Below are 24,871 nucleotides of genomic sequence, written 5' to 3'. Positions count from 1 at the left end.
CATGTCGCAGTCAATTAGTATTGAAGAAGTTCAAAAGCAACTCCAATCCTCTCCCTCCCCCCACATCCGGCGTAAGCGTCGGTCCCGGGACATTATGACTGACGTAATGATTGCCCTTGTCCCACCCATTATCGCAGCAGCCTACTTCTTTGGCTGGTGGGTCTTTGTTCAAATCGCTGTAGCGGTTGCCGTGGCTGCCTTGGCAGAGTACGGCTACCAGAAATTTTCTGACAAGAAGGTCACCCTTTATGACCGCAGTGTTTTCGTTACCGGTCTTTTGGTGGGCTTGTCCTTCCCAGTTTCTTCCCCCTTGTGGGTCGTTGCTGTAGCGGCCTTGATAGCCGTTTTAATTGTCAAGCATTGGAACTTTGGCTTTGGACCTGGTGGCTTGGGCCGTAACTACTTAAACCCAGCCCTGACTGCCCGGGTTGTTGCCAAGATTTTATTCCAACCAGCCTTTGCCAACTGGATTTTACCCAATGGATTTTTCTCTGGTCCATATGGTGGCTTTGGTGTAGATGCGGTGGCAACTGCTACCCCATTGGAATACTTGAACCGGGGGGCAACTGAAATTTCCAGCCAAATACCCGACTTGTGGGACCTCTTCTTAGGGATTGACGTTGGTGGGAACATTGGTGAGACTTCCAAGCTGGCTATCTTAATTGGGATGATCTACCTGATCGTCAGACGGGTTATCAACCCTAAAGTCCCCCTCCTCTTTATCCTAGGTGGCTTCTTAGTGGCAACCTTCTGGGGTAACTTTGACCCATTCTTCAGCTTGACCCACGTCTTGTCTGGTACCTTCCTCTTTGTTGCTACATACATGGTAACGGACTACAGTTCAGGCTGTTTAACACCAGAAGGGAAGTCGATCTTTGCCTTCTGTGCCGGTGCCTTGACAGTCATACTCCGGATAGCAGTCGGTTTCCCAGGTGCAGTCGGTATTTCTGTTATTATTATGAACATCTGTGCACCCTTTATTGACCGAGCATTTATGCCAAAAATCTATGGTCACAACCAACGACCGAATGTGGTCTTTGACCGTCAAAAAGATTCTTTAGATAAATAAAACTAAATAGTAGAAGCCCTGAACCTGGCTGTTAGGCTGGGTTCAGGGCTTTTTTGCTTTGGCTGCTGGATTTAAAGGGTGAGATGCTGGGCTTTTGAAGGACAAGCTAACACTATTGATAAAATTTTGATTCGGTTCTGGGTCAAGTTCGATTATTTTGATAATGGAACCGTCAAGAAAGTCGACCGACTCATTTATAAATTGTAGTCGTCTACAAAATGGAGAAGAGGATACCACCGACCAGGCCAGACAAAATAATGGTTTGGATGGTGGTCAGTTTGATTTTTCGCAAGCCATAGAGGGCTAAAAAGAAGATAGCCAAGTTAATGAGGTTGAGGTCGGCTAAGTTCACGTCAAATGAAGAAGTATTGAAGAGGGCGGTCATGAAAATGGTGACACCAGCAGAGGCAATCAAGGCTACTACCGCTGGCCGGAGTCCTGCAATCGCTCCCTGGAAGAGGGAAAGATTGCGGTATTTAAAGTAGATATAAGCCAGCACCATAACAATCAAGAGGGAGGGGAGGACGACCCCAATAGTGGCTACAATGCCCCCTGTCACCCCAGCCACATTATTGCCAGCTGCAGTTGCAGCATTAATGGCAATGGGTCCCGGGGTCATTTCAGACAAGGTCAGGACATCGACAAATTCCTCCAGGCTGAGCCAGGACAAGTTTTGGACCAGTTCTTCTTCGATTAAAGGCAAGACGGCTAAACCGCCACCGAAGCTCAAGGCCCCAATTTTCATAAAGGTGATGAAAAGTTGCCAGTAGATCATGCCTGACCTCCTTTGCCCTTGACCAGGCTGGTGATTAGGCCTACACTTGCGGCTAGAATTAATATATAAATGATATTAATCTGGAAAATAACGGCAGCCACCAAGGCCAGGACCATCACAATAATTTGAACAAGATTGCGCCGGACGACTATTTGTTTGGCCATATTGTAAACAGCATTGACGATAATGGCTGCAATCCCACCGGCCATGCCCATCAGGATATTATTGATTAAGGCATTGTCTCGGATAAAAAAATAGATATAGGAGACCAAAGTCATGATAATTAGAGGTGGGAGGACTGTTCCCAAAGTTGAAAGCAAGGCTCCTAAGACCCCATCCTTTTGGTAGCCGATCAAAATAGCAGTATTGACAGCAATGGGACCAGGAGCGGATTGACCCAGGGCAACCAGGTCCAGCATTTCATCTTCATCAATCCAGTGAAGTTTGTCAACAAACTGTTCTTGCATCAAGGGAACAATACTATAGCCTCCCCCGAAGCTAAAAGCACTGAGGGTAAAGGTTGATTTGAACAAAATCCAATATTCTTTTGCATCAAGCATGGCTTCTCTCTTTTCTAAGTTATTTGCTTGTAGTATAGCGGAACTTTTATGATAAAGCAAAACCTCAGCTAGGACCTAACCTTGTGAGGCATGGTGTCTAGGTTAAATGGATTGACATTTACCCCATACATGATAAATTGAATAAGAAAATAGTAAAAGGAGCGACATTATGACTGATACAAACCATTATGATTACCTTGTAATTGGCGGTGGCAGTGGCGGGATTGCTTCTGCAAACCGGGCAGCTGAACGGGGGGCCAAGGTTGCCTTAATTGAACGCAACCAGTTAGGGGGAACCTGCGTCAACCGTGGCTGTGTCCCTAAAAAAGTTATGTGGTATGCAGCTAAGACTTACCACGGTTTGGATGCTTATGGTCCAGGCTATGGGATTTCGATCCAAGACAAGTCCTTGAACTTTGCTGAATTGGTCAAAAATCGTGAAGAATATATTGACCGTCTCCACCAGTCCTACCAAAATGGACTAGACAGTAACTCGGTTGACCACATCACCGGGACTGCTCGTTTTATTGACAGCCAGACCCTGGATGTGGATGGTCAAACCTACACCGGGGACCGGATCTTAATTGCGACTGGTGGCCGGCCTGAAAAATTAGACATACCGGGTAGTGAATACGGTATTGACTCAGACGGCTTTTTTAACCTGACCGACCTGCCAGACCGGGTGGCTATCTATGGAGCTGGCTATGTTGGGGTGGAACTTCACGGCCTCTTGCATTCCCTGGGGTCAGATTCCCACCTTTTCTTCCGCAGAGACCTTCCCTTAACCAAGTTCGATGACTTTATCCGGGAAAAATATACGGAAATCATCAAGGCTGACGGCCTGCAAGTTCACGGCAATAAGGAGATCAAGGAAGTAGAAAAACAAGACGATGGGTCCTTGCTTCTCCACTTTAATGATGGGTCCAGCCACGAAACTGACACCCTCATCTGGGCCACCGGTCGCCAACCCAATACGGAAAATCTTGGCCTCGAAAACACCCAGGTAGAACTTGACAAAAAAGGTCATGTCAAGGTGGACAAGTACCAGGAAACTACTGATGACCACATCTATTCCATCGGGGATGTGACCGGGGCTATCCAATTAACTCCTGTTGCTATTGCCGCAGGAAGACGGTTGTCCGACCGGCTCTATAATCATATGCCTGACCGTCACTTGGACTATGTCAATATTCCAACGGTTGTCTTTACCCACCCACCGATTGGGACAGTTGGATTGACCGAAGCCCAGGCCATCGACCATTATGGCAAGGACCAGGTTAAGTGCTACACCAATGGCTTTAATGCCATGCACTCCCAACTGGCCGACCACCGGCAAAAGGCTTGGATGAAGTTAGTAGTTGCAGGTCCAGAAGAGAAAGTAGTCGGCCTCCACGGGGTTGGCGAAGGGATGGATGAACTTCTCCAGGGCTTTGCGGTAGCTATCCGGATGGGGGCAAGCAAAGCAGACCTTGATGATACTGTTGCCATCCACCCAACTTCAGCTGAAGAATTTGTAACCATGCGCTAAGTTTAAAAGGGCTAGGATAAAGAAAAATCGGAAGATCCCATACAGGATCTTCCGATTTTTTGTCTATTTACCTTTATTCATGTCTTAAGGCATCTATCGGGTTGAGGTTGGCGGCCTTTCTAGCCGGGTAGTAGCCAAAGAAGATACCGACCCCACTGGAGAATCCAAGGGCTAAGAGGACAGCTCCTAGGGTTAAGCTGGTCGTAATGTTTAAGGCAGAAGCGATCAGGTTGGAGGCGACAATGCCAATTACCAAACCGATTAAACCGCCCAAGAGGCTGATAATCAAGGATTCCATCAAGAATTGCCCCAAGATATTGCCGGTAGTGGCTCCTAAAGCCTTACGGACTCCGATTTCCCGGGTGCGTTCGGTTACAGAGACCAGCATAATATTCATGACCCCGATTCCACCAACCAGGAGGGCGATCCCAGCAACTGCTGCGATAAAGTTGATAAAGAGGCCTAGTAAGCCTTCCAGCTGGTTGAGGGCATTTAAAAAGTTAGTAGCTGTATAAGCATCTTGGCCAGCCTGGTCATGGCGGAGCTCCAAGAGTCGGACCATTTGGTTGGAGACAGGCCCAATGTCACTGGTATTGGTCACTTGAACTAAGACATTATTAATCCGGCTTTCGATAGGGAAATAATTTTCAATGGTAGACAGGGGGGCGGCGACAAAAACAGGCATGCCTTCTTCAGCAAACTCCCCCTGTAGTTCTGAGAACCGGCCTTCCATTATCCCGATAATTGTGAAGTTTAAAGTGGTATCGCGAGCAGTGAATTGGATACTTTCCCCAACAACATCTGTCTGGTTAAAGAGTCGCTGGGCCGTGTCCGAATCGACGATTGCCACATCATTGCCAACCTGCAGGTCATTCTGGTTGAAGTAGCGGCCATGCACGATAGTGTCTTCCATTTGGGCATTTAAGTACTGGAGGTCGGGTGTCCCAAAAGTCAAAAAACCGAATTGGTTGCCGGATTGGTTGGATGAAATACGACCGTTTATTTGGTTGGGGGGAGACAGGTGCTCGATTTCATCAATGTTTTCTTTGAGGAAGTCTAAATCTTCTAGGGTGATCAAGTCCCGCTCTTCCTGGTCAGGATCGGCAGCCAGGCTGATTGTTGTAGCCCCAATATCCGCAAAGGTCTGGGTCATCTCTTCAGTAGCCCCATTCCCCACTGATAAAATTGAGATAACAGAGGCAGTCCCAATAATAATCCCCAGCATGGTTAAAAAGGACCGCATCTTGTTGGCAACAATGGAATCCATGGCCATTTTAAAATTTTCCACAATCATAGGTCGCCCACCTCCTTGCTGGTCAGGATTTCTTGGTTAATTTTTTCATCTTTTTCCACCTGGCCATCCCGGACGTGGACAATCCGCTTGGTATAAACAGCCATTTCAGGCTCATGGGTGACCATGATGATGGTTGCTCCTTCCTCATTCAAGTCTTGGAAAAGCTTCATAATCCGCTTGGTCGTCTTGGAGTCTAAGTTACCGGTAGGCTCGTCGGCCATGATGACAGAAGGATTGTTGACGATAGCTCGGGCAATAGCGACTCGTTGACTTTGCCCTCCTGAGATTTCATTGGTGGCATGGTAGAGGCGGTCACTTAAACCTACCCGGTCCAAGGCTTGCTTGGCCCGGTCCTGGCGTTCCTTGAGAGGGACTTTGGCATAAACTAAGGGGAGCATGACATTATCCAAGAGGTTCATTCGGGGTAGGAGGTTGAAGGATTGGAAGACAAAACCGATTTCTTCATTCCGGATCCGGGCCAACTCATCCTTGTCGTGGTCAGTCACATCGATCCCATTTAAAGAGTAAGACCCGGAGTCGAACTTGTCCAAAAGCCCTAAAATATTCATGATGGTGGACTTGCCCGACCCACTGGGGCCCATAATAGCCGTAAACTCACCCGCTTCGATCGACAAGGAGACATGGTCCACCGCCTTGACGATTTCTTGACCGGTTTGGTAGCTTTTCACGATATCTTCAATCTTTATCATGCTAAAGACTCCTTGTCTTCCTTGGCTAGTAGCTTGACTCAGCTTAACATCTTAGTTTGCATCTTCTTGGACTTGGACTTGGTCGCCGTCAGCTAAGCCTTCTTCAGGTGATAAAATCACCTGGTCATCTTCCTGGAGGTCGCCTTCAACCAGGTCTGCAACTTCAATGTATAAGTCTGATTGGAGCCCGGTTTCGATAAGGACTTGTCTGGCTTGGCCGTCTTCTACTTTAAAGAGGATGGCTTGGCCCTGGTCGTCAAATATGACAGCTTCAATGGGAACCAATAGGGCATCGTTTTTTTCGTCCACGGTGATGGCCAGGTCAATTTCAAAGCCAGCCACCAAGGGGTCTAAGTCCTGGTCGTCGTCAAAGGCAACCCTTGCTTCTAGGGTGTTGCTGGATTGTTGGCCAGACAAGGCAGCTTGGCTTTCCTGTCCAGGGTTGCTAGCAGATGGGGCTAGGTAGCTGACTTGGCCTTGGAATTCTTGGCCATGGTAGTCTAAGCTGACCGAATCTTCCAGGCTGATGTCTTGGGCATCGTTTTGGGACAAGTCTAACTTGACCTCTAGATTATCCAAACTCTCAACTAATATAGAGGGTTGGCCTTGTTGGGCATTGCTGTCTGCTGTTTCAGCTTCAATATTAACCTGGGTGACAGTTCCGTCAAAGTCAGCTGTGACCTCGCCCATTTCAAGGTAATCCACTAGGGGATCTCCTTCAACAACCTGGTCTCCTTCAGCGACATGAAGGTCTTCGACCAAACCGGTTCCCACAACTTCTTGCTGGTCAACGGCTTGAATTAGACCCTGACTCGTCACTTCTTCACTGATAGAGGACCGCTGGACTTGGTCAGTCCGAACCTCAAAACCCTCCCCATCCTCTTGGCCACTGGTTACTAAAGAATAGCCAACAAAAACAATTAGGGCTAGGACGACAATTAAGCCCAACCATTTTTTCCAATTCATTGTCCTATCTCCTTTACCGATTTTCTTACTACTATTATAACAAATTTAAGGGTTTAGTCGCTTGGTCAGCTTTTATTTTTTAGAAAAACCCCTTTCAAAAAGTCCTAGCAACTTCATTGCCCCCCTCATCAATAATTTGGTAAAATACAAACGTTGACCTCTGATGGAAAGGAATAGAGAAGCAGTATATGAATATTGAAGAATCAATTAAAGCAAACTTGTTAAAAGACCTGAGTGATTTTACGACCAAGCAAGTCACCAGTGTATTGGACCTCTTGGAAGAAGGGAATACGGTCCCTTTTATTGCCCGCTACCGGAAAGACCAAACGGGGGCCTTAGATGAAGTCCAAATCCGGACCATTCAAGACCGCTACCATTACTTAAAAAACTTACAAGACCGGAAAGGAACTGTGATGGAGTCTATTGCCAGCCAAGGCAAGTTGAGCCAGGATTTAAAAGCGGCAATCCTGCAGGCAAACCAGCTTCAGGAAGTGGAAGACCTCTACCGCCCTTATAAGAAAAAACGTCGGACCAAGGCTAGCCAGGCTAAAGAAGCCGGCTTACAAGCCTTGGCAGACTGGCTTTTGACCTTCTCCGACCAGGATATAGAGACCAAGGCCCAGGATTTTATTGACCCAGATAAGGGAGTCGATTCCAGCCAAGCTGGACTAGACGGGGCTTTTGAGATTATTGCAGAAGCAGTAGGCGACAAGCCGGAATACCGCAAGCGTCTGCGGGACTTTATGCGCTATAATGCCCTTTATACCTCCAAGGTCAAGGATGAAAATGACGACCCCAAGGGTATTTACCAGAATTACTACGACTATTCAGAAAGTTACCGAACCATTGCCCACCACCGGGTTTTGGCCTTGAATCGGGGAGAGGAAGCTGGGGTCCTATCAGTAAGTTTAGACTGCGACCCTAGCCGGGTGCAAAACTATGTTTATAAGCAAGAAATTCCGGCCCAAGTTAATAACCCGGCTAGCCAATTAGTCAAGAAGGCTATTGATGCAGCCTTTAAACGCTTCATTCAACCAGCGATTGAACGAGAACTCCGGTCCGATATGACGCAAGCCGCAGAAGACCAGGCCATCCAGGTTTTTGGCGACAATTTGAGGAACTTGCTCTTGCAACCACCTCTTAAAGACCAGGTTGTCTTGGGCTTAGACCCTGCCTTTCGAACTGGTTGCAAGCTAGCCGTGGTGGATAAAACAGGCAAGGTCTTAGCCATTAAGGTCATTTATCCCCACAATAGCAAGAAAAAAATACCAGGAAGCTAAGTTCCAATTGACCGACTTGGTTCAAACCTACCAAGTTGACACGATTGCCATCGGGAATGGGACAGCTAGTCGGGAGTCGGAACAATTTGTCAGTGAAGTGGTCCAAGACCTTGACCGATTTGTAGCCTACGTCATTGTTAGTGAAGCGGGGGCTTCGGTTTACTCAGCCAGCGATGAGGCCAGACGGGAATTCCCCGACCTCCAAGTTGAGGAAAGAAGCGCCGTTTCCATCGCCCGCCGCCTGCAAGACCCCTTGGCTGAACTGGTTAAAATTGATCCGAAGTCCATTGGGGTAGGCCAGTACCAACACGACCTATCTCAGGCCAAGTTGACTGACCAATTGGATTTTGTGGTGGAGACTGCTGTCAACCAAGTTGGCGTAAACCTCAATACAGCCTCGGCTAGTCTTTTGGAACACGTTTCCGGCTTGACCCAGGCCACAGCCCAAAATATTGTAGCCTACCGGGAAGACAAAGGCCAGTATACCGAGCGTCAACAAATTAAGTCGGTCAAACGGCTAGGCCCCAAAACCTACCAGCAAGCAGTCGGATTTTTACGGATTCCGAATGGGGCTGAACCTTTTGACCAGACCGGCATTCACCCTGAATCCTACCAGGAAGCAGAAATCATTTTGACAGAATTAGGTTTTAGTAAGGACCAGGTTGGGTCACAAGATTTGGCTGACCAAGTCAAGAAGGCTGACGACCAGGCCTTGCTTGAGGCAACTGGACTAGGACGGGAAAGCTACCAGGATATCATCCAGGGCTTGGTTAAGCCTGGCCGTGACATGCGTGACGACCGGCCAGCCCCCTTGCTTCGCCAAGACGTCCTTAAGATGGAAGACCTCAAGGAAGGGATGCAATTAGAAGGGACCGTCCGTAATGTGGTTGATTTTGGTGCCTTTGTCGATATTGGGGTCAAAGAAGATGGCCTCGTTCATATTTCTAAAATGAGTAAAGACTACACCAACCACCCCAGAGACCGGGTATCGGTTGGGGACATTGTCACGGTATGGATTGATGGTGTCGATTTAGACAAGGGCCGGATTTCCTTAACCATGGTAGACAAGGGTTAGACTTTAATAAAACCAATCTAGTCTTTACAAACAGTAAAGATTAGATTGGTTTATTTGTATGCTAAAAGAGCAAAAGCCTTTCGGACTATTGCTCTTTTTGCACTTATTTTGCATGCTTATATTGAAAATCTTGCTAAGTTAAGATTTCTTGGCATCGATCTATGCGCACAAGAGGATTTGAACCTCCACGGGCGTTTAAGCCCACTACCCCCTCAAGGTAGCGTGTCTACCGTTCCACCATGTGCGCCTGTTAACACAAAGTTAATAATAACAGATAATGGGGAACTCTGTCAACACTAACTTTAAAAAGAGGAAAATCTAGGCTAGGCATCCATTATTTTTTATTAAGAAAAGAGCCTGGTCTAGGGAAAAGTATCCTTTATGATTTTGGCTTGTGGTATGATGGAAGAGAGTGAAAAATAGAGAGGTGGAAGCAAATGACAAATTTCGATAATGTAAGAGACCGGCACCAGACCAATTCAGCGAAGTGGGATGGGCTAGCCGACCGCTTTGGAAGTAATGACCCTAACTTGCTAGCTATGTGGGTGGCAGACATGGACTTTGACCCTGCACCGGCCATCAAAGAAAGCTTACAAGACTTAGCTATCAACCATGTCTTAGGTTATACCATTCCATCCGATGACTTTTACCAAAGTCAGATCGATTGGTACAAAGACCGCCACCAGGTGGACTTGCAAAAATCAGACATCCTCCTATCTCCTGGAGTAGTGGGGTCTATTGGAGCTGTTATTCAAGCAGTGACTGGCAAGGATGATGGGGTGATGATTCATGACCCTGCCTACAATGGTTTTATCAAAATTCTAAAGGCCAACAAGCGTAAAATAGTTAAATCCCCTCTGATTATTGAAGCTGGCAAATTTGTCATGGATTATGACCAAATTGAAGCTGAGTTTAAAAAGGGTGAGGTCAAACTCTTTGTCCTCAGTAATCCCCACAACCCAGGGGGCCGGGTCTGGACTAGAGAAGAACTGGTGAAATTGGCTGACCTCTGTCAAGAATATGGTGTTTACCTCATATCAGATGAAATTCACATCGACTTAACTTATCCGGAAAACAAGGCCACTTCAGCCTATACCCTGGATGAAAAATACTTTGACCAGCTACTTGTCCTCCACTCAGCTACCAAGACTTTCAATATTGCCGGGGTCAAGTGTTCAGCTATTTTTGTCAAAAACGAAGAATTGAAAGACAAGATCCAATCTACCCAAGCCCTCCTGGCTCATTCGGCCATCTCCAGCTTTGGTTTGGTGGCGACCCAGGCCGCATTTGCCCAAAGCCGAGACTGGCAGCAGAACCTCTTGGCTTACTTGGACCAAAACCGCCAGTTGATTGTTGACTTTTTCCAAGAAAACTTACCCCAAGTGGACTTTATCAAACCGGAAGCTACTTACTTGTTTTGGTTTGACGCCAAAGATATTGGTCTAGAAGGGAAAGAATTAGAAGACTTCTTCACCCAAGAAGGGCAAGTGGCCTTGGTGAATGGACTAAACTACGGCGAAACTTCCCCAACTTGGATGCGACTTAACTTTGCTACTAGCCGGGAAAATGTCCAAGAAGGTCTTAACCGGATCAAGTCTTGCTTTGATAAAAAAACATAGGGAGACCAAGACTACCAGCCATTAAATAGGAAAAAGCCCATAAGAAAGACCCTTGACGGGAGGTCAAGGGTCTTTCCTAGTAGAAAGGAGATGATTAAAATATAAAGAAAACGAAGGTAAAAGCATTCACTATCGCTTCTTTAACTTTATTATAGCAAAACAGAAAGCGTTGTCAACAAGCGTTTTCATTTTCGTAAAATTTTTTACCCAAGTCCTCGGACAGGGTTGGGTTAAGCGGTCAAAAAGGGAGTAGGCTTTTTTGCGAGGGCTACTAGGTCAATAATGATAATGGCAAGAATGGTAATTTTAGTAGTGGCATCGGAAACTACTAACTAAGGATTGTAGAGGTCATCTGGAAGATATAAGGAAAGAAACTTGCATTTTACACGAGGATAAGCTAGACTTGAGGACATGCGATGAGTCGAGGCGCCTACATGACTGATGTAGGCAAATCTAAGCAAGACACCGTGCTTGAGTGCACAGCGCGGGAAGCGTGTGTCGGAAGCTGGGTGATGTGAACACCCAACTTCTCCAAGGCCTTTTTACGGCTTGGATGCAAACAGGTCCATCCCCAGCTATCAAGCTTGGAATGGACCTTTTTTAATCCAAAATAAAAGCAAGGGGAAAGGCCCTTGCTTTTACCAGTTATAACACCGACAGAGATTTATGCAATTTCGTCTTCAACAAGTTTCATGCGGATCTCGCTCAACTCGACTTCTCTTGCTTCACGAGGAAGGAAAGTGCGGATTTCTTCTTCGTTATAACCAATTTGCAGTCTTCGGTCGTCCATAATAATAGGCCGGCGGATAAGACTGGGTTCTTTAATGAATAAATCGAGCAACTCGTTCATAGACAAGTCTTCGATTTCAACTTCTAAGTTTTTATAAGCCTGAGACCGGTATGAAATAATTTCGTCTGTTCCCTCTTCGGTCAACATCAAGATCTCTTTAATTTCATCTCTGGTTAAAGGTTCATGGTAGATGTTTTTCTCTTTATAGTCTAGACCTTGCTCCTCTAACCAAGCCTTGGCTTTACGGCAAGACGTACAACTTGGTGATGTGAATAGATTAATCATTTTATACTTCCCTTCTGATGTGTAAAAGATAATCTCTATTGCAAATTTCTCAGACATTAGTCGGTATCCTTAGAAGTCTATTTATATAGTTTATATATCAATTGTAGTAGTAAAGTTCACATTCCACAAGGTCTATAAGGTAAAATTAACATTATTTTCACACAAGAGGGGTTTTTAGTTAATTTTTTACATTTATTAAAAACATATGAAGTGATTTACGGGTTTTCTAGTGATAATAATAAACAATTTTGTTTCTATTTTACTTATTCTTTGTAAGCTATTCGCCCCTAGTGCACTGACTCAATGAAGTCAAACAACCCCATCCCAGACCAAGCTGGGTGGGGTTGTTATGGATTTTTATCATATTTTGTACCGGACTCTTTTACAAATCATCGGATAAGGACTTGGGTTTGTCAAGAATTTCTTTGTAGATCACCGCCTGTTTCAGCTGGTCTCGCTTCAAGTTTTTAGCCAGTTGCTGGCCTAAAATTTGACCTTGGTTTAAGTTTTGCCGATGATCATCTTGTTCTTTATCAAAGATTGACTGAATCTCTCTTTGATAGATCCGGTTGCCTGATTTGGAATTACTTTCACCAGACCAGTCTAGATCAGATTTTGCTTGCGAGCTGTTGCCATTGGTTTGGTTCTGAGTCTTAGACCCTTGTCTGGCCCGTTTTTTTCTGCAGCCTGCTGACTTGTCTGTCTCTTGCCGGATTGTTTTGCCTTTCTTTTAGCTTGCTTTTCTTTTTGACTTCTTTTCTTCCTGCTTTCTTTTTGGTCTTGATCGAGTCTTGCATGAGGAGACCTTCTTGGATTTACTTTAGGTCTTTCTTGGTTTTGGGCATTTTTGGCCCAATCAGCCTGGTATTTTTCTAGTAGGGAGGAAGGCTTGGGCTTGCCCCTACCCATTACTTTTTTTGGAGACTTGCTAGTGGCTTGGACGATAATCAAGACGATGAAGCCGATGACCAAAAAGGGCAGGAGGGTAAATATGAGGCTAAAGAGGTAAAAAAATGGCATTTAAACCCCTACTCTCCGTCTTGTGGATTGTTGTCGTCTTTGCCTGAGATAGCCTGGCGCATGTCGGTATCGGCATTCAAGTTTTGCATTTTGAGGTAGTCTAAAACGCCTAAGTTGCCATCCTTCAAGGCTTGGGCAATGGCTTGTGGGACTAGGGCTTGGGCTTCCACAACCTTAGCCCGTTGTTTTTGGACTTCAGCCCGCATCTCTTGTTCTTCGGCAACAGCCATGGACCGACGTTCTTCAGCCTTGGCTTGGGCGATGTTCTTGTCTGCATCAGACTGGTCTCTTTGGAGTTTGGCCCCGATGTTACGGCCAACGTCTAAGTCAGCAATATCAATGGATAGAATTTCAAAGGCGGTACCAGAGTCCAGCCCCTTAGCCAAAACGGTCTTGGTGATGGAGTCGGGGTTTTCCAAAACGGACTTGTGTTCATTAGCTGAACCGACAGTGGTGACAATCCCTTCGCCGACCCGGGCAATAATGGTATCTTCACCAGCCCCACCAACCAAGCGTTCAATATTGGCCCGGACAGTGACTTTGGCCTTGGCAATAATTTCGATCCCGTCTTTGGCAACGGCTGAAATGTTTGGTGTGACAATAACTTTCGGGGTAACAGACACTTGGACCGCTTCAAAGACGTTACGGCCTGCCAGGTCAATAGCGGCAGCTTCTTCAAATTCTAGGTCGATGTTGGCTCTTTGGGAAGCAATGAGGGCGTCAATGACATCATCCACGCTACCACCTGCCAAATAGTGGGCCTCCAGCTGGTCAGTGTTTAAGACTAGGCCGGCCTTGGTTGCCTTAATTAAGGGGTTGATAATGGAATTGGGCTTGACTCGACGGAACCGCATCCCCACAAGGGTTCCAATTGAAATTTTAACCCCGGAGAAGTAGGCCGAAATCCACAGGCCGATGGGGACAAAACGGAGGAAGAGGGCCAAAGCGACAATGACCAGAAGTGCAACAATAATGACGCCAATAAGTGTAGAATCCATGAGCTAGTCTCCTTTTTGCTTTAATTTACGGACGAGTATTTTCGTTCCGCTTATTTTTTCGATCACAATAGGGGTGCCTTTGGAAATGTGGCCTTCTGCGCTAAGGACATCATAGATGAGTCCATCATCTTCATTAAAGATAGCCTTGCCAGATGGTCTTAAGGTCGTTTCTGAAATGCCTTCATTTCCTTCCTGCAACTTGCGGTTGATTTTTTTCTTGCTTTGCTGGTTTTCTTCCGATGAGGTTAAAACAAAGCGGCTAAAGTTGGCCAGGGAGTATCCTTGCTTAGCCAGGTAGAGGACTAAGCCTGCAGTAATGACAATGGCGATACTCATATCTTGGATGGTCTGACCCAAGTCGCCCAAGGTAAGGTAGAGACCACCGATAACAGAGGCGATCCCTAAGAGTCCAATCAAGCCGAAATCTGGTATCAAGATCTCCGTCACAATGAGAAGTAGGCCTAGGATGAATAGAACAAGGGGAATCCAGCTGTTAAAATCAACAAGATAGAAGTAAAAAAAAGTCGCTAACCCCGATAGTAAAATGCCTGCCTTGGTGTGGGAAGTCATGACCGCTATGGCCAGGCCCATAAAGATAAAGGTGAGTGTAATCCCTTCCATATTATCCTCCTTCCTTTTTCCCTTACGATAGCTATCCTTATTTTACCATATTGCTAGTCCACTTGCCCTCCTTCTAGAGACTGATTTCTAGCCGACCATCCTTGCATAGGGCCAAGTCAGCCCTTTGTAGCTAGGGAAGGGGGACTTGGCCAAGAAAATCCGCAATATCCTAGTCTAGGTCTGTAAAAACTGAACGATAGAATAATTAATTCTATGATTGTTCGGAAACAACCTATATTTCCCCAGTTAAATGTGGTAGGATAGGGTTAACATTTTCTATTAAGGAGGATCTTATGGATCAATATTTCAAATTAAGTGAGAAAGGAACTAGTATTCAAACCGAAATCTTGGCTGGTTTGATTACCTTCTTCTCTTCTTCCTACATACTATTTGTCCACCCCGTTATGCTAAGCGAAGCTGGCGTGCCCCAGGTCTTAAGTCTCTTGGCCACTATCTTTATTGCTATCGTGGCCAGTTTAACCATGGGACTTTATGCCAATACCCCCTTGGTCATGGCCCCAGGTCTTGGGATGACGGCTTATTTTGCCTATACCCTAGTTGGGGGGTTGGGCTTTACCTGGCAGGAAAGCTTGGGGATTACCATTGTCTCCAGTTTAATCTTTGTCTTGTTAACCTTTACCGGGGTTATTGAAAGATTCCGCCTGTCCATCCCCTTAGAACTCAAAAAGGCCATTACTATTGGGATTGGCCTCTTCCTAGTCCGGATAGGGCTTGAGAATGCCGGCTTCCTCCTTGAAGACGGCTTTAATTGGTCTTGGCTTGGTTTTATTGGCCTCCTAATCGTCTTAGTCTTGACCCTCTTCAAGGTTAAAGGGGCCTTCTTGATTGCCATTGCCTTGATTACGGCTATCTTTTGGATTTTCACGGATGGCTTGGAAGTTTCTTCCACCAATGCCTTGTTGGAACTTGGCAACTACTTTGACCTCTTAGACATTCAGTTCTCCAACATGATCTCCATCAATGGTCTGATTGCTATTTTTTCCTTTGTCATGCTTTTAATCTTCCAAGCACTGGGCATTGTAGAGGCCTTTGTGGAAGACCGTGAAGAGGCGAAAAAAAGCTACCAGGTCGTTTCAGTCATGAGTGTCCTCTCTGGTGTCTTCGGTACCAGTCCTGCCATTACCTTGTCCGAAAATGGGGCTGGGATCCAAGAAGGGGGACGGACTGGCCTGTCCACCAGTGTGGCTGGTTTACTCTTTCTAGTCGCCTTGTTTGTCACTCCGCTCTTCTCCTACATTCCAGCAGTTGCAGCAGGCCCGGTCATTGTCTTTACCGGTTTATCCATGGGCAAACTTATCACCAGCATCGAAGTGCCCCACTGGTCCTTGTGGCTGCCGGCCATTGTGATCATCTTAAGCATCCCCTTGACTGGTAGTATCGTGTCCGGTATGGCTTATGGCTTTGTCCTCTACCCCATCATTGCCTCTGTTTTCGGCCAAAAAGGTCGTTTGAACCCCACCAACCTGACCATTTCCTTCTTGTTTTTACTCCTCTTAGTCGTTGAAATTTTCCTCTAAGCTAAGGAAGCACAAAAAACCACCCCTCCTTGCCTGTAGGCCAGGGAGGGGTGGTTGTGTTTTATCTCTATATTTAAGCGGCTATAAAGCCAAAGTAGGCAATGACGATAATCCCTACCACAATCCGGTACCAACCAAAGGCGGTAAAGTCATTGCGGCGAATGTAGGCCATCAAGAACTTAATGGCAATAACGGAAACGGCAAAGGAGACCAGGCAACCCACTAGGAGGATGGTTAATTCTCCAGTGGTGAAAGACAGGCCGAAGCCCAAGAGTTTCAGTAGGCTGGCCCCTAGCATGACCGGGATAGAGAGGAAGAAGGAGAATTTAGCGGCAATGGGTCGGGCGGTTCCGATCAAGAGGGCCCCCACAATGGTAGCCCCAGACCGGGATGTCCCTGGAATCAAGGCGAGGACTTGGAAGCACCCGATCAAGAAGGCGGTTTTATAGGATAAACTTTCCCAAGTTTGGATAGGGAAGGTCCGGCCCTTGTTGTAGTGTTCGATAATGATAAAGGCAATGCCGTAGACAATTAACATGATGGCAACCGTCAACCAGTTGAAGAAGTAGCGGTCAATCAAATCGTCGAATAGCAGGCCCATGACCCCAGCAGGGATAACTCCTACAATAACCTTGAACCAAATATTCCAAGTCTCTTCCTTTTGGTCCTTGGACTTGCTGAAGGCGATAGGGTTAAGCTCATGGAAGTAGAGGAGGATGACGGCCAAGACGGAGGCCAGCTGGATGACCACCAGAAACATTTCCCGGAATTCGGGGGTGACGTTTAAGGTGATCAATTCATCTACTAGGATCATGTGGCCGGTACTAGAGATGGGGAGCCATTCTGTGATACCTTGGACGATACCTAAGATAATGGTTTTAATAATTTCAATAAACATATGTAACTCCTATCCAATTTATTTACCCTAGCATTCTACAAAAATTTCCCCAAATCGACAAGGCTTGGGGATTAAAGTTTATTAAAGAATAAGAGAAAATGGTAGGATGGCTATCCATGTGATGGCCGGATGTGCTAGAATTGAACTATATTATGCACGATATTCCTTAAACTTAGGAAAGGATGACCAAGAATGGGATTATTTGATTTTCTAAAAGGTGACAAAGGCAAAGACCAGGACCAAAACCCTCAAAAGACCAAAACCGTAACCTTTACCAACCCAGTAGAAGGCGAAGTTGTAACCATTGAAGAAGTAGATGACCCAGTTTTTTCACAAAAAATGATGGGGGATGGCTATGGGGTCCGTCCTGAAAGTGGGGAAATTTATGCCCCAGGAACAGGAAAGGTTGTATCCGTTTTTCCTACCCAGCACGCCGTTGGTTTAGAGTTTGAAAATGGCATTGAAGTCTTGGTCCACATTGGCATCGATACGGTCGAATTAGATGGGGGCCCTTTTGATACAGTGGTCAAAGAAGGCGACGAGGTAACCCCAGACACCCTAATTTCCACAGTCGATTTACAAGGCTTGGAAAAGTCTGGCAAGGACGACACCATTATTGTGGTCTTTACCAATATGGATAAGGTAGAAGGCTTTGACCTCCAAGTGACCGGCAAGACTAGCCAGGGAGCTGAACTTGGCCAAGTGACCAGCAAGGGTGAATAAAGATCGGTAGTTAAAAGGCTAGCTAGGCTTCTTGTAGTGAGAAACCTAGCTAGCTTTTTTAACTTCATTTGATTTAATTTAAAAATTTGAGGCAGACAACTTCTGGGGCGTAGACGTCTTTTTCAAGAAGGCTCAAGCGACCATCCTTGGCCTTTCTTTCAAAGAGGGTCAGGACATTCTGGTCTTGGTGGCCCACGAGAACTAGGTCTTCTTCAAGAGATAGGGTAAAGTCTCTGGGGGTTTGTCCATAAGTTGGGGTCCAAGCGGGGTCCGTCAAGGTGTAGTTGTCTTGGACCTGGTAGGCGACTAGGGAATTGTGGCCCCGGTTGGAGGCATATAAATATTTACCGTCTTGGGTCAGCTTGATGGCAGCCCCGCTATTTTCTCCCTCAAAGTCTTCAGGCAGGCTGGAGACTTGGTCTAAAATCTTAAAACTGCCCTGGTCGGATTGGTAATTCAGGAGGTAAATTTGACTGGTTAGTTCGGTAAACAAGTAGGCATGGCTACCATCGGGGTGAAAAGCTAAGTGGCGGGGGCCAGAACCGGGCTCAAGGTCTAGGCAGGCAATTTGGCTAATCTTTCCTTCCTGGTTGACTTGGTAGGTCTGGACCTGGTCTGTTCCCAGGTCACAAGAGATTAGGTAGTTGCCGTCTGGACTTTGGTCGAAATAATGGGCGTGGGGTGCCTCCTGGTTGGGATGGGGTCCGGATCCTTGGTGGCTTAGGCTATCGGTCAAGCCAATATGCCCCTGGGGGTCCACACGGTAGACTTGGAGACTGCCCAGGTGGTAGTTGGCTGAATAAAGCAAGTGCCGGTCTTGGTCATAGGCCAAATAGCAGGGGGCAGGGCCTTTTTGCAGGGCCTTATCTTGTAATTGGTAGGAACCATCTCTCTCCTTCTTGAAAGAGGCGACTCCGCCTTGGTCTCCTTCCTTTACCACTGAAAATAGGAGGGTTTTATCCTGGTTTAAGCTTAAGTAGGTTGGGTTGTCTATTTCTTGGACTAGCTGCAAATTGTTTAATATTTTTTGGGATGGATCAAGCTCAATTTGGTAGATGCCTTGACTTTCCCCTCTCGTGTAAGTTCCCAGTAAAATTTTTTTAATCATCTTTCCTACTCCTCTCATCCATTTAACTACTTGTCATTATAACAAAACCAGGCTAGTTTATGTATTGAACGAAAAGTTCCGCCAGAATGGGAAAAATATGTTAAAATATTTTTAATGAGGTGAGACAATGAAATTTAGTCTAAGTCAGTTTAGAAAAAACCACAAGTTTATCTTTTTCCTGTTGGTCTCTTTTTTGGTTCTTTTAAACCTCTTCCTACTCTTACAAATGAGGCCTTTTTTGAGTCCGATTTTACAAGCCTTGCAGATTGTGTCTGCACCCTTGATTGCCTCGGTCATTGCCTACTATGTCTTTAAACCCTTTGTCGATTTTATGAATAAAAAGGGTGTACCCCGGGCGGCTTCCGTTATCATTGTCTTCCTGGCAATCTTGGCCTTGATTGGCGGGGCCATTGTCTTTATTGTCCCGATTATCAACAACCAGGTCGAAGCCATCATCCAAGAGTTCCCATCCTACTGGCAGCAGGCTGTTAATTTCTTTGAAGAGGAAATTGGGGCTGACTTTGTGGCCCAAATCTTAGAAACAGTTTCCCAAACCAATATTTTAGAAAATGCTGCTAACCAGTTTCAAACCGTCCTATCAGCAACCTTGGGTGGGATCGGGAGTGTGATCAGCGTCACCGCCCAGGTGGTCATCACTATCTTTACCGTTCCTTTTATCCTATACTTTATGTTAGTTGATGGGTCAAAAATTGCCCGAGGACTGGTCAAAGTTACCCCCACCCAGATGAAGAGTACTGTCCGTAAATTTTTGTCCAATGTTAACCTCCAGTTGGGTACTTATGTCCGTGGCCAGATTTTTGTTGCCATCTGCGTTGCCATTATCTTTTTAATCGGCTATGCCATTATCGGCCTCAACTATTTCTTGGTCTTGGCTATTATCGCTGGTTTCTTTAACCTAGTCCCTTACTTGGGTTCTTTTATTTCAGGCCTACTAGCTGCAGCAGTGGCCTTATTCCAAGACCCCATCCTCCTCGTTTACTTAGCTATTCTCTTTATCATTGAACAAATTTTGGAAAATCGGGTTATCCAACCTTATATTCTGGGTAGCCAGTTGAATATTCACCCCATTACCATTCTCTTTATCCTCTTAATCGCCGGTAGTCTCTTTGGTGTCTTGGGTCTCCTCTTAGGGGTGCCAGCCTATGCCATCATCAAGATTGTGGTCAGCATGGCCTTTGAATACGTCAAAGAAGAAACGGACTTGTACCATGAGGACCAAGGACATGCCAGTCAAGCAGCCGTTTTGAAAGACCAGGACTAGGCTGGAACGTTCAAAATATCAATCCTAACCGCCTTGCAGTCTAATCTAAACTGCAAGGCTCTTTTATATGCTTCTTTTATAATGAGTTTTTGGCCTTGCTAGGTGACAGACTGTCATCTATAATAGGAATTACTTATAAAAAATGACAGCTTGTCATGATGGGAGGCAAACATGCCAAGACAAACTTTTTTTAACCTTCCCGAGGAAAAGAAAGACCGGATTATCCAAGGGGCTATGGCTGTTTTTTCGACCAAGGCCCTCAATGAGGCCTCTGTTGCCGAAATTGTGGACCAGGCTGGTATTTCCCGGGGGAGTTTTTACCAATACTTTGAAGATAAATTAGACTTGTACCTCCACTTGATTGGTCTTTTTAAGCGGAACTACCATAACTTGCTGATGACTTGCTTTAAAAAGAACCAAGGAGACTTTTATGCCTCTTATAAAAGTTATAGTCGTTATTATATTGACAATATCACCAAGTCTAAGAAGTTTGGCTTTTTTGAAAAACTATACCTTAACATGAACTATTCTCTAAACCGTGAAAGTATCAACATAATGTTTACGGATAGCCACAAAAGTGCCTTATATGAAGTTGTTCGCTTAGATAATTTGAAGATTTCGACTAAGGCTGAGTTACTAGAAGTCCTGCAGTTTCTCCACGAACTTTTGAACAATAGTATTATGGAGGGTTTTTGGAAGAATGCACCGGTTGAAGTGACCCAAGACCATTTTATTAAACGGCTAGACTGGGTCTTTTACGGGATTAGCCGAGTAGATAAAGGAGAGAATTGTTAATGTTCCGTTTGTTTAAAGAGATGGAGACAAAGTATGTCCTTCTATCCATATTCTTATCAGCCTGCCGGGTTTTTGGCATGATTCTCTTGCCGACCATGACAGCGGATATTATTGACTACGGTGTCTTGCAAGAAGATATGGACTATATTATTAGGCAAGGTTTATTGATGATTGGTGTAGCCCTTTTAGTTATAGCCTTTGCGGTAGGAAGTTCTGTTTTTACTGCTAGGGAAACCCAAAAATTGGGGGAGACGGTCCGTAACCGGGCCTTTAAAAAAATTGTCAACTTTTCCAAAGAAGACCTGGACCAGTTCGGGACAGCTTCTTTGATTACCCGAACCACTAATGATGTGATGCAGCTACAATTTGTCATGCTCCAGGTGGTTATTATGCTAGGGGTTGACCCCTTTTTAATCCTGGGAGCCACCATTATGGCCTTTACTCGGGAACCCCAGTTGGCTTTTGTCTTTATCATTACAGCTCCTCTAATGGGCTTAGCTATCTGGTTGATTATGCGGTCAGCCCAGCCCCTCTTCCGCCGCTTGCAAAGAAAGACGGATGAAATTAACCGGATCTTCCGAGAAGGATTGACCGGTGTTCGGGTTGTCCGAGCCTTTAACAAGAGTCAATATGAAGAAGACCGCTTTGCTTCTTCTAACCAGGACTTCAAGTCTATTTCCATCGGGGCATATGCCCGCATGGCCCTCATGATGCCGGTCTTCTTGGTCGTTATCATGCTGACCAATATCATGATCCTTTGGTTTGGGGCTAACCTAGTAGGGTCTGGTCAGATGCAGGTAGGGAACCTAGTTGCCTTCTTAACCTATGCCGGCTTGATCATGATGGGGATTATGCTCCTAGCCCAAGTCTTGTCATTTATTCCTCGGGGGCAAATTGCTGCTGAACGGATTTTGGCTATCTTGAACCACCAATCTACTATCAAGGATGACGACCACCCAGACCAGGTCAGCGACCAGTCTATTGATTTTGCCTTTGAAGATGTCGACTTCCGCTACCCTAACACAGACAATTTAGCCCTAGAAGGGATTAACATGGAAGTCAAGGCTGGTCAGACCTTAGCCATCATTGGGGGGACCGGGTCTGGTAAATCTACCATCGCCAACCTTATGATCCGCCTTTACGATGTGGAATCTGGCTCCATTAAGCTGAATGGCCAGGACATCCGCTACATTAGTCAAGAAGACTTGAGAGACCGGATTGGTTTTGCCCCTCAAGAGGCCATCCTTTTTTCAGGTACCATCCGAGAAAACCTCACTTACGGCCACCCAGACGCCAGTGACCAAGAGCTCTGGGAGGCCTTGGAAATCGCCCAAGGGAAGGCCTTTGTGGAAGGTTTGGAAGACGGTTTAGATGCCAAGGTAGAACAAGGCGGGGGCAACTTCTCTGGTGGCCAGCGCCAACGCTTGAGTATCGCCCGGGCCTTGGTAACCGATGCCGACTTGCTGGTTTTTGATGACTCCTTCTCCGCCCTAGACTTTAAAACCGATGCTAACTTAAGGGCAGCCTTGACACCAGTGACTCGGGACAAGGCAGTGGTGATCATTGCCCAAAGAATCAGTACGGTTGTCAATGCTGACGAGATTATTGTCCTTGAAGACGGTAAAGTTGTGGGGGCTGGCAAGCACGAAGACCTCAAAGAATCGAATCCAGTCTACCAAGAAATTATCCAGTCACAAATGAGAGGGGAGGAAGTTTAATGGCCAGACAAGCCCACAGAAAACGCCACGCTGATGACTTTTGGGGGACAGTATGGCGCTTAGTCCAGTATATGTCTCGCCGGAAGGGAATCTTCATCTTTGCTGTCATCTTCGGGCTAGCAGCCATTATCCTCAATGCCATTGCCCCCTCTGTCATGGCTATGGCCACCAATGAAGTCATCCGGGCCTTTCAAGAGGCAATGAGCGACAACCTGTCCTTAACCAACCTGCCTATCAATTATGACCTAATTATCCAAATCATTATAGCCATCGTCATTATTTACCTCAGCCAAGCACTTTTGCGCTACTTAGAAAGTTTTTTACTCGCTGCTTTATCTCAGGCGACTGTTTACGACTTGCGTGAGCACCTAAAAGAAAAAATCGAAACCCTGCCCATTAAGTTCTTTGATACCCACGGGAATGGGGACATTATGTCCCGGGCCGTCAACGACATGGACCAAATCGCTAACATCCTCCAACAATCTTTAATCCAATTGGTGAACGGGGTGATCATGTTTGTGACCGTCCTAGTGATCATGTTTATGGTCAACTGGATGCTAGCCTTGGTTGTTTTACTAACCTTCCCAATCAGTGCAGGCTGTATTTATTTTATTGCACCAAGGGCCCAGAAGCAGTTTGCCCGCCAGCAAAAAGAGTTAGGGATTTTGACAGACCAGGTGGAAGAAGTCTATGCCGGCCACACGATTGTCAAGACCTACAACCGAGAAGACGATGAAAATGCCCGCTTTGTTGACCAAAGTGCCAAGTTAAATGATGCCTCCACCAAGGCTCAGTTCTTGTCCATTATCATGATGCCTTTGGTTAGTTTTGCAAGGGATCTGGGTTACTTTGGGATCGGTGTCTTTGGTGGCTGGGGCGTTATTAACGGGATCATTTCCATCGGCCACGTCCAAGCTTTTATGCAGTATGTCAACCAATTCTCCCAGCCTGTCCGCTTCATTGCCCAGCTCTCCAATACCATCCAGGTTACCATTGCTTCTACTGAGCGGATTTTTGAAATCATTGATGAAGAGCCTATGCAAAAAGTGGAAGTCGATGTCCCGGACAAGCAAGATACTCCCTACAAGGTGGAATTCGAACACGTTCAGTTTGGTTATGCGGATGACCCAGAGGCCGACCTCTTAATGAATGACTTTAACTTGCAGGTGAAACCAGGTGAAATGGTGGCTATCGTTGGACCAACTGGGGCCGGGAAGTCGACCTTGATCAACCTTTTGGAACGCTTTTATGATGTCAGGGGCGGTAGTATTTACCTAGACGGGGTAGATACCCGCCACTTTAACCGGTCAGACCTGCGCAAACACATGTCCATGGTCCTTCAGGATACCTGGCTGTTTAATGGTACGATCTGGGAAAATATTGCTTACGGCAACGACAAGTATGCCGACGACGATGAAAAAATCCTCCAAGCTGCTAAAACGGCCAATGTAGACGACTTTGTCCGTCGCCTACCCAAGGGCTACTCCACTGTGATTAACGAGGAAAGTTCCAACGTTTCCCAAGGCCAGCGCCAATTGATCACCATTGCCCGGGCCTTCTTGGCAGATCCTGAGATCTTAATCTTAGATGAAGCCACCTCCAGTGTTGATACCCGGACTGAAAAACAAATCCAAGAAGCCATGGAAAATATTATCCAAGAGCGAACTTCCTTTGTCATTGCCCACCGCTTGTCTACCATCCAGGATGCTGACAAGATCATTGTCATGAACCACGGCGATGTTATCGAAACAGGCACCCACCAAGAACTCCTAGACCAGGGAGGCTTTTACGCTGATCTTTATTACGCCCAATTTGCCTCTTCAGATGACCAAGCAGACGACCTTGCTTGGGATAGCTAAAAAATTGAAGCAGTAGGGAAATTGTTTTTTGAGGGTAACTTGTTAAAGTTGCCCTTTTTTGATGCAGAGATTTTGAAGTGAATTATGAAAAATCTAGTCCTAACTAAATTTGAAAGCCTTTAGGAATGACTTGTCCACTTTGGAAGCAAGCTAGCGATTGACTAGAAATAGAGTGGTTTCGGACTTGAAACTGGACAATAAATCAAAATAAGGAAGTTTTGAAGTTGAAACTGGACAATAAATCAAGATAAGGAAGTTTCGAAGTTGAAACTGGACAATAAATCAAAATAAGGAAGTTTTGAAGTTGAAACTGGACAATAAATCAGAATAAGGAAGTTTTGAAGCTGAAACTGGACAATA

20 protein-coding genes, 1 tRNA gene and 1 pseudogene are annotated in these 24,871 nt (G+C 45.9%); 10 read left to right on the top strand and 12 right to left on the bottom strand.

Features of this window, described 5'->3' with window-relative positions; translation table 11 throughout:
* The first annotated feature begins 1 nt into the window (after nt 1).
* The gene (locus tag HMPREF9698_RS05465; RefSeq protein WP_003778118.1) at nt 2-1,069 is read left to right on the top strand and encodes an RnfABCDGE type electron transport complex subunit D; all 1,068 of its coding nucleotides are present in this window, start codon (nt 2-4) and stop codon (nt 1,067-1,069) included.
* Nucleotides 1,070-1,280: 211 nt separating this feature from the next.
* Here HMPREF9698_RS05465 and HMPREF9698_RS05460 read toward each other — a convergent pair whose 3' ends face one another.
* Nucleotides 1,281-1,844 carry a chromate transporter gene (locus tag HMPREF9698_RS05460; RefSeq protein WP_003778116.1) on the bottom strand — a complete coding sequence of 188 codons (564 nt, stop codon included), beginning with the start codon at nt 1,842-1,844 and terminating at the stop codon, nt 1,281-1,283.
* Nucleotides 1,841-2,404, bottom strand: coding sequence for a chromate transporter (locus HMPREF9698_RS05455; protein WP_003778114.1), 564 nt, complete (start codon nt 2,402-2,404; stop codon nt 1,841-1,843). The genes HMPREF9698_RS05460 and HMPREF9698_RS05455 overlap by 4 nt, the downstream gene beginning before the upstream one ends.
* Nucleotides 2,405-2,573: 169 nt before the next feature.
* On the opposite strand from HMPREF9698_RS05455, the gene gorA reads away from it, so the two are divergent.
* The gene (gorA, locus tag HMPREF9698_RS05450) at nt 2,574-3,932 is read left to right on the top strand and encodes a glutathione-disulfide reductase (RefSeq protein ID WP_003778112.1); all 1,359 of its coding nucleotides are present in this window, start codon (nt 2,574-2,576) and stop codon (nt 3,930-3,932) included.
* Nucleotides 3,933-4,005: 73 nt separating this feature from the next.
* Here the strand turns inward: gorA and HMPREF9698_RS05445 are convergent, their stop codons facing one another.
* Genes HMPREF9698_RS05445 through HMPREF9698_RS05435 form a run of 3 tightly spaced genes read right to left on the bottom strand, consistent with a single transcriptional unit; the run spans nt 4,006 to nt 6,902 of the window.
* A complete protein-coding gene (locus tag HMPREF9698_RS05445) occupies nt 4,006-5,226 on the bottom strand; it encodes an ABC transporter permease (RefSeq protein WP_003778110.1) in 1,221 nt (406 codons plus the stop codon).
* A complete protein-coding gene (locus HMPREF9698_RS05440; RefSeq protein ID WP_003778108.1) occupies nt 5,223-5,936 on the bottom strand; it encodes an ABC transporter ATP-binding protein in 714 nt (237 codons plus the stop codon). Before HMPREF9698_RS05440 ends, HMPREF9698_RS05445 begins: the two co-directional genes overlap by 4 nt.
* Nucleotides 5,937-5,987: 51 nt before the next feature.
* Nucleotides 5,988-6,902 carry an efflux RND transporter periplasmic adaptor subunit gene (locus tag HMPREF9698_RS05435; protein WP_003778106.1) on the bottom strand — a complete coding sequence of 305 codons (915 nt, stop codon included), beginning with the start codon at nt 6,900-6,902 and terminating at the stop codon, nt 5,988-5,990.
* Nucleotides 6,903-7,090: 188 nt separating this feature from the next.
* Here HMPREF9698_RS05435 and HMPREF9698_RS05430 point away from each other — a divergent pair.
* Nucleotides 7,091-9,257: pseudogene (locus tag HMPREF9698_RS05430) on the top strand (Tex family protein).
* Between the two features lie 162 nt (nt 9,258-9,419).
* Here HMPREF9698_RS05430 and HMPREF9698_RS05425 read toward each other — a convergent pair.
* A tRNA-Leu gene (locus HMPREF9698_RS05425) sits at nt 9,420-9,504 on the bottom strand.
* Nucleotides 9,505-9,694: 190 nt separating this feature from the next.
* On the opposite strand from HMPREF9698_RS05425, the gene HMPREF9698_RS05420 reads away from it, so the two are divergent.
* The gene (locus HMPREF9698_RS05420) at nt 9,695-10,876 is read left to right on the top strand and encodes a MalY/PatB family protein (protein ID WP_003778100.1); all 1,182 of its coding nucleotides are present in this window, start codon (nt 9,695-9,697) and stop codon (nt 10,874-10,876) included.
* A 664-nt stretch (nt 10,877-11,540) separates the two neighbouring features.
* Here HMPREF9698_RS05420 and spxA read toward each other — a convergent pair.
* The 4 genes from spxA to HMPREF9698_RS05400 all read right to left on the bottom strand — a co-directional run bounded on the left by spxA (nt 11,541) and on the right by HMPREF9698_RS05400 (nt 14,590).
* Complete coding sequence (gene spxA, locus HMPREF9698_RS05415) at nt 11,541-11,951, bottom strand: transcriptional regulator SpxA (RefSeq protein WP_040292658.1); 411 nt, start codon at nt 11,949-11,951, stop codon at nt 11,541-11,543.
* 603 nt (nt 11,952-12,554) lie between these two features.
* A complete protein-coding gene (locus HMPREF9698_RS05410) occupies nt 12,555-12,971 on the bottom strand; it encodes a hypothetical protein (protein ID WP_003778095.1) in 417 nt (138 codons plus the stop codon).
* 8 nt (nt 12,972-12,979) lie between these two features.
* On the bottom strand, nt 12,980-13,969 hold the full coding sequence (gene floA / locus HMPREF9698_RS05405) for a flotillin-like protein FloA (protein ID WP_003778093.1): 990 nt from the start codon (nt 13,967-13,969) through the stop codon (nt 12,980-12,982).
* Nucleotides 13,970-13,972: 3 nt separating this feature from the next.
* Nucleotides 13,973-14,590, bottom strand: coding sequence for an NfeD family protein (locus tag HMPREF9698_RS05400; protein WP_003778091.1), 618 nt, complete (start codon nt 14,588-14,590; stop codon nt 13,973-13,975).
* 293 nt (nt 14,591-14,883) lie between these two features.
* On the opposite strand from HMPREF9698_RS05400, the gene HMPREF9698_RS05395 reads away from it, so the two are divergent.
* Nucleotides 14,884-16,128, top strand: a complete 1,245-nt coding sequence (locus HMPREF9698_RS05395; RefSeq protein WP_003778089.1) for an NCS2 family permease — start codon at nt 14,884-14,886, stop codon at nt 16,126-16,128.
* 73 nt (nt 16,129-16,201) lie between these two features.
* Here the strand turns inward: HMPREF9698_RS05395 and HMPREF9698_RS05390 are convergent, their stop codons facing one another.
* Nucleotides 16,202-17,026 carry an undecaprenyl-diphosphate phosphatase gene (locus tag HMPREF9698_RS05390; RefSeq protein ID WP_003778087.1) on the bottom strand — a complete coding sequence of 275 codons (825 nt, stop codon included), beginning with the start codon at nt 17,024-17,026 and terminating at the stop codon, nt 16,202-16,204.
* A gap of 192 nt (nt 17,027-17,218) precedes the next feature.
* Here HMPREF9698_RS05390 and HMPREF9698_RS05385 point away from each other — a divergent pair, with 192 nt between their 5' ends.
* The gene (locus HMPREF9698_RS05385) at nt 17,219-17,749 is read left to right on the top strand and encodes a PTS sugar transporter subunit IIA (protein ID WP_003778084.1); all 531 of its coding nucleotides are present in this window, start codon (nt 17,219-17,221) and stop codon (nt 17,747-17,749) included.
* 73 nt (nt 17,750-17,822) lie between these two features.
* On the opposite strand, the gene HMPREF9698_RS05380 is transcribed toward HMPREF9698_RS05385, so the two are convergent.
* Entirely contained in the window at nt 17,823-18,857 is a 1,035-nt protein-coding gene (locus HMPREF9698_RS05380; RefSeq protein ID WP_003778082.1) for a lactonase family protein, read from the bottom strand.
* A 127-nt stretch (nt 18,858-18,984) separates the two neighbouring features.
* On the opposite strand from HMPREF9698_RS05380, the gene HMPREF9698_RS05375 reads away from it, so the two are divergent.
* The 4 genes from HMPREF9698_RS05375 to HMPREF9698_RS05360 all read left to right on the top strand — a co-directional run bounded on the left by HMPREF9698_RS05375 (nt 18,985) and on the right by HMPREF9698_RS05360 (nt 24,511).
* Nucleotides 18,985-20,139, top strand: a complete 1,155-nt coding sequence (locus tag HMPREF9698_RS05375; RefSeq protein WP_003778080.1) for an AI-2E family transporter — start codon at nt 18,985-18,987, stop codon at nt 20,137-20,139.
* Between the two features lie 171 nt (nt 20,140-20,310).
* The gene (locus HMPREF9698_RS05370; protein WP_003778079.1) at nt 20,311-20,934 is read left to right on the top strand and encodes a TetR/AcrR family transcriptional regulator; all 624 of its coding nucleotides are present in this window, start codon (nt 20,311-20,313) and stop codon (nt 20,932-20,934) included.
* Nucleotides 20,934-22,652, top strand: coding sequence for an ABC transporter ATP-binding protein (locus tag HMPREF9698_RS05365; RefSeq protein ID WP_003778077.1), 1,719 nt, complete (start codon nt 20,934-20,936; stop codon nt 22,650-22,652). Before HMPREF9698_RS05370 ends, HMPREF9698_RS05365 begins: the two co-directional genes overlap by 1 nt.
* Nucleotides 22,652-24,511 carry an ABC transporter ATP-binding protein gene (locus HMPREF9698_RS05360; protein ID WP_003778075.1) on the top strand — a complete coding sequence of 620 codons (1,860 nt, stop codon included), beginning with the start codon at nt 22,652-22,654 and terminating at the stop codon, nt 24,509-24,511. The genes HMPREF9698_RS05365 and HMPREF9698_RS05360 overlap by 1 nt, the downstream gene beginning before the upstream one ends.
* The last annotated feature ends 360 nt before the right edge of the window (nt 24,512-24,871 follow it).

It is taken from the genome of Alloiococcus otitis ATCC 51267 (assembly GCF_000315445.1).
In the GTDB taxonomy this organism is placed as follows: Bacteria; Bacillota; Bacilli; order Lactobacillales; family Carnobacteriaceae_A; genus Alloiococcus; species Alloiococcus otitis.
Note: the sequence above shows the minus strand (reverse complement) of the source record. Positions and strands in the feature narration are given on the sequence as shown.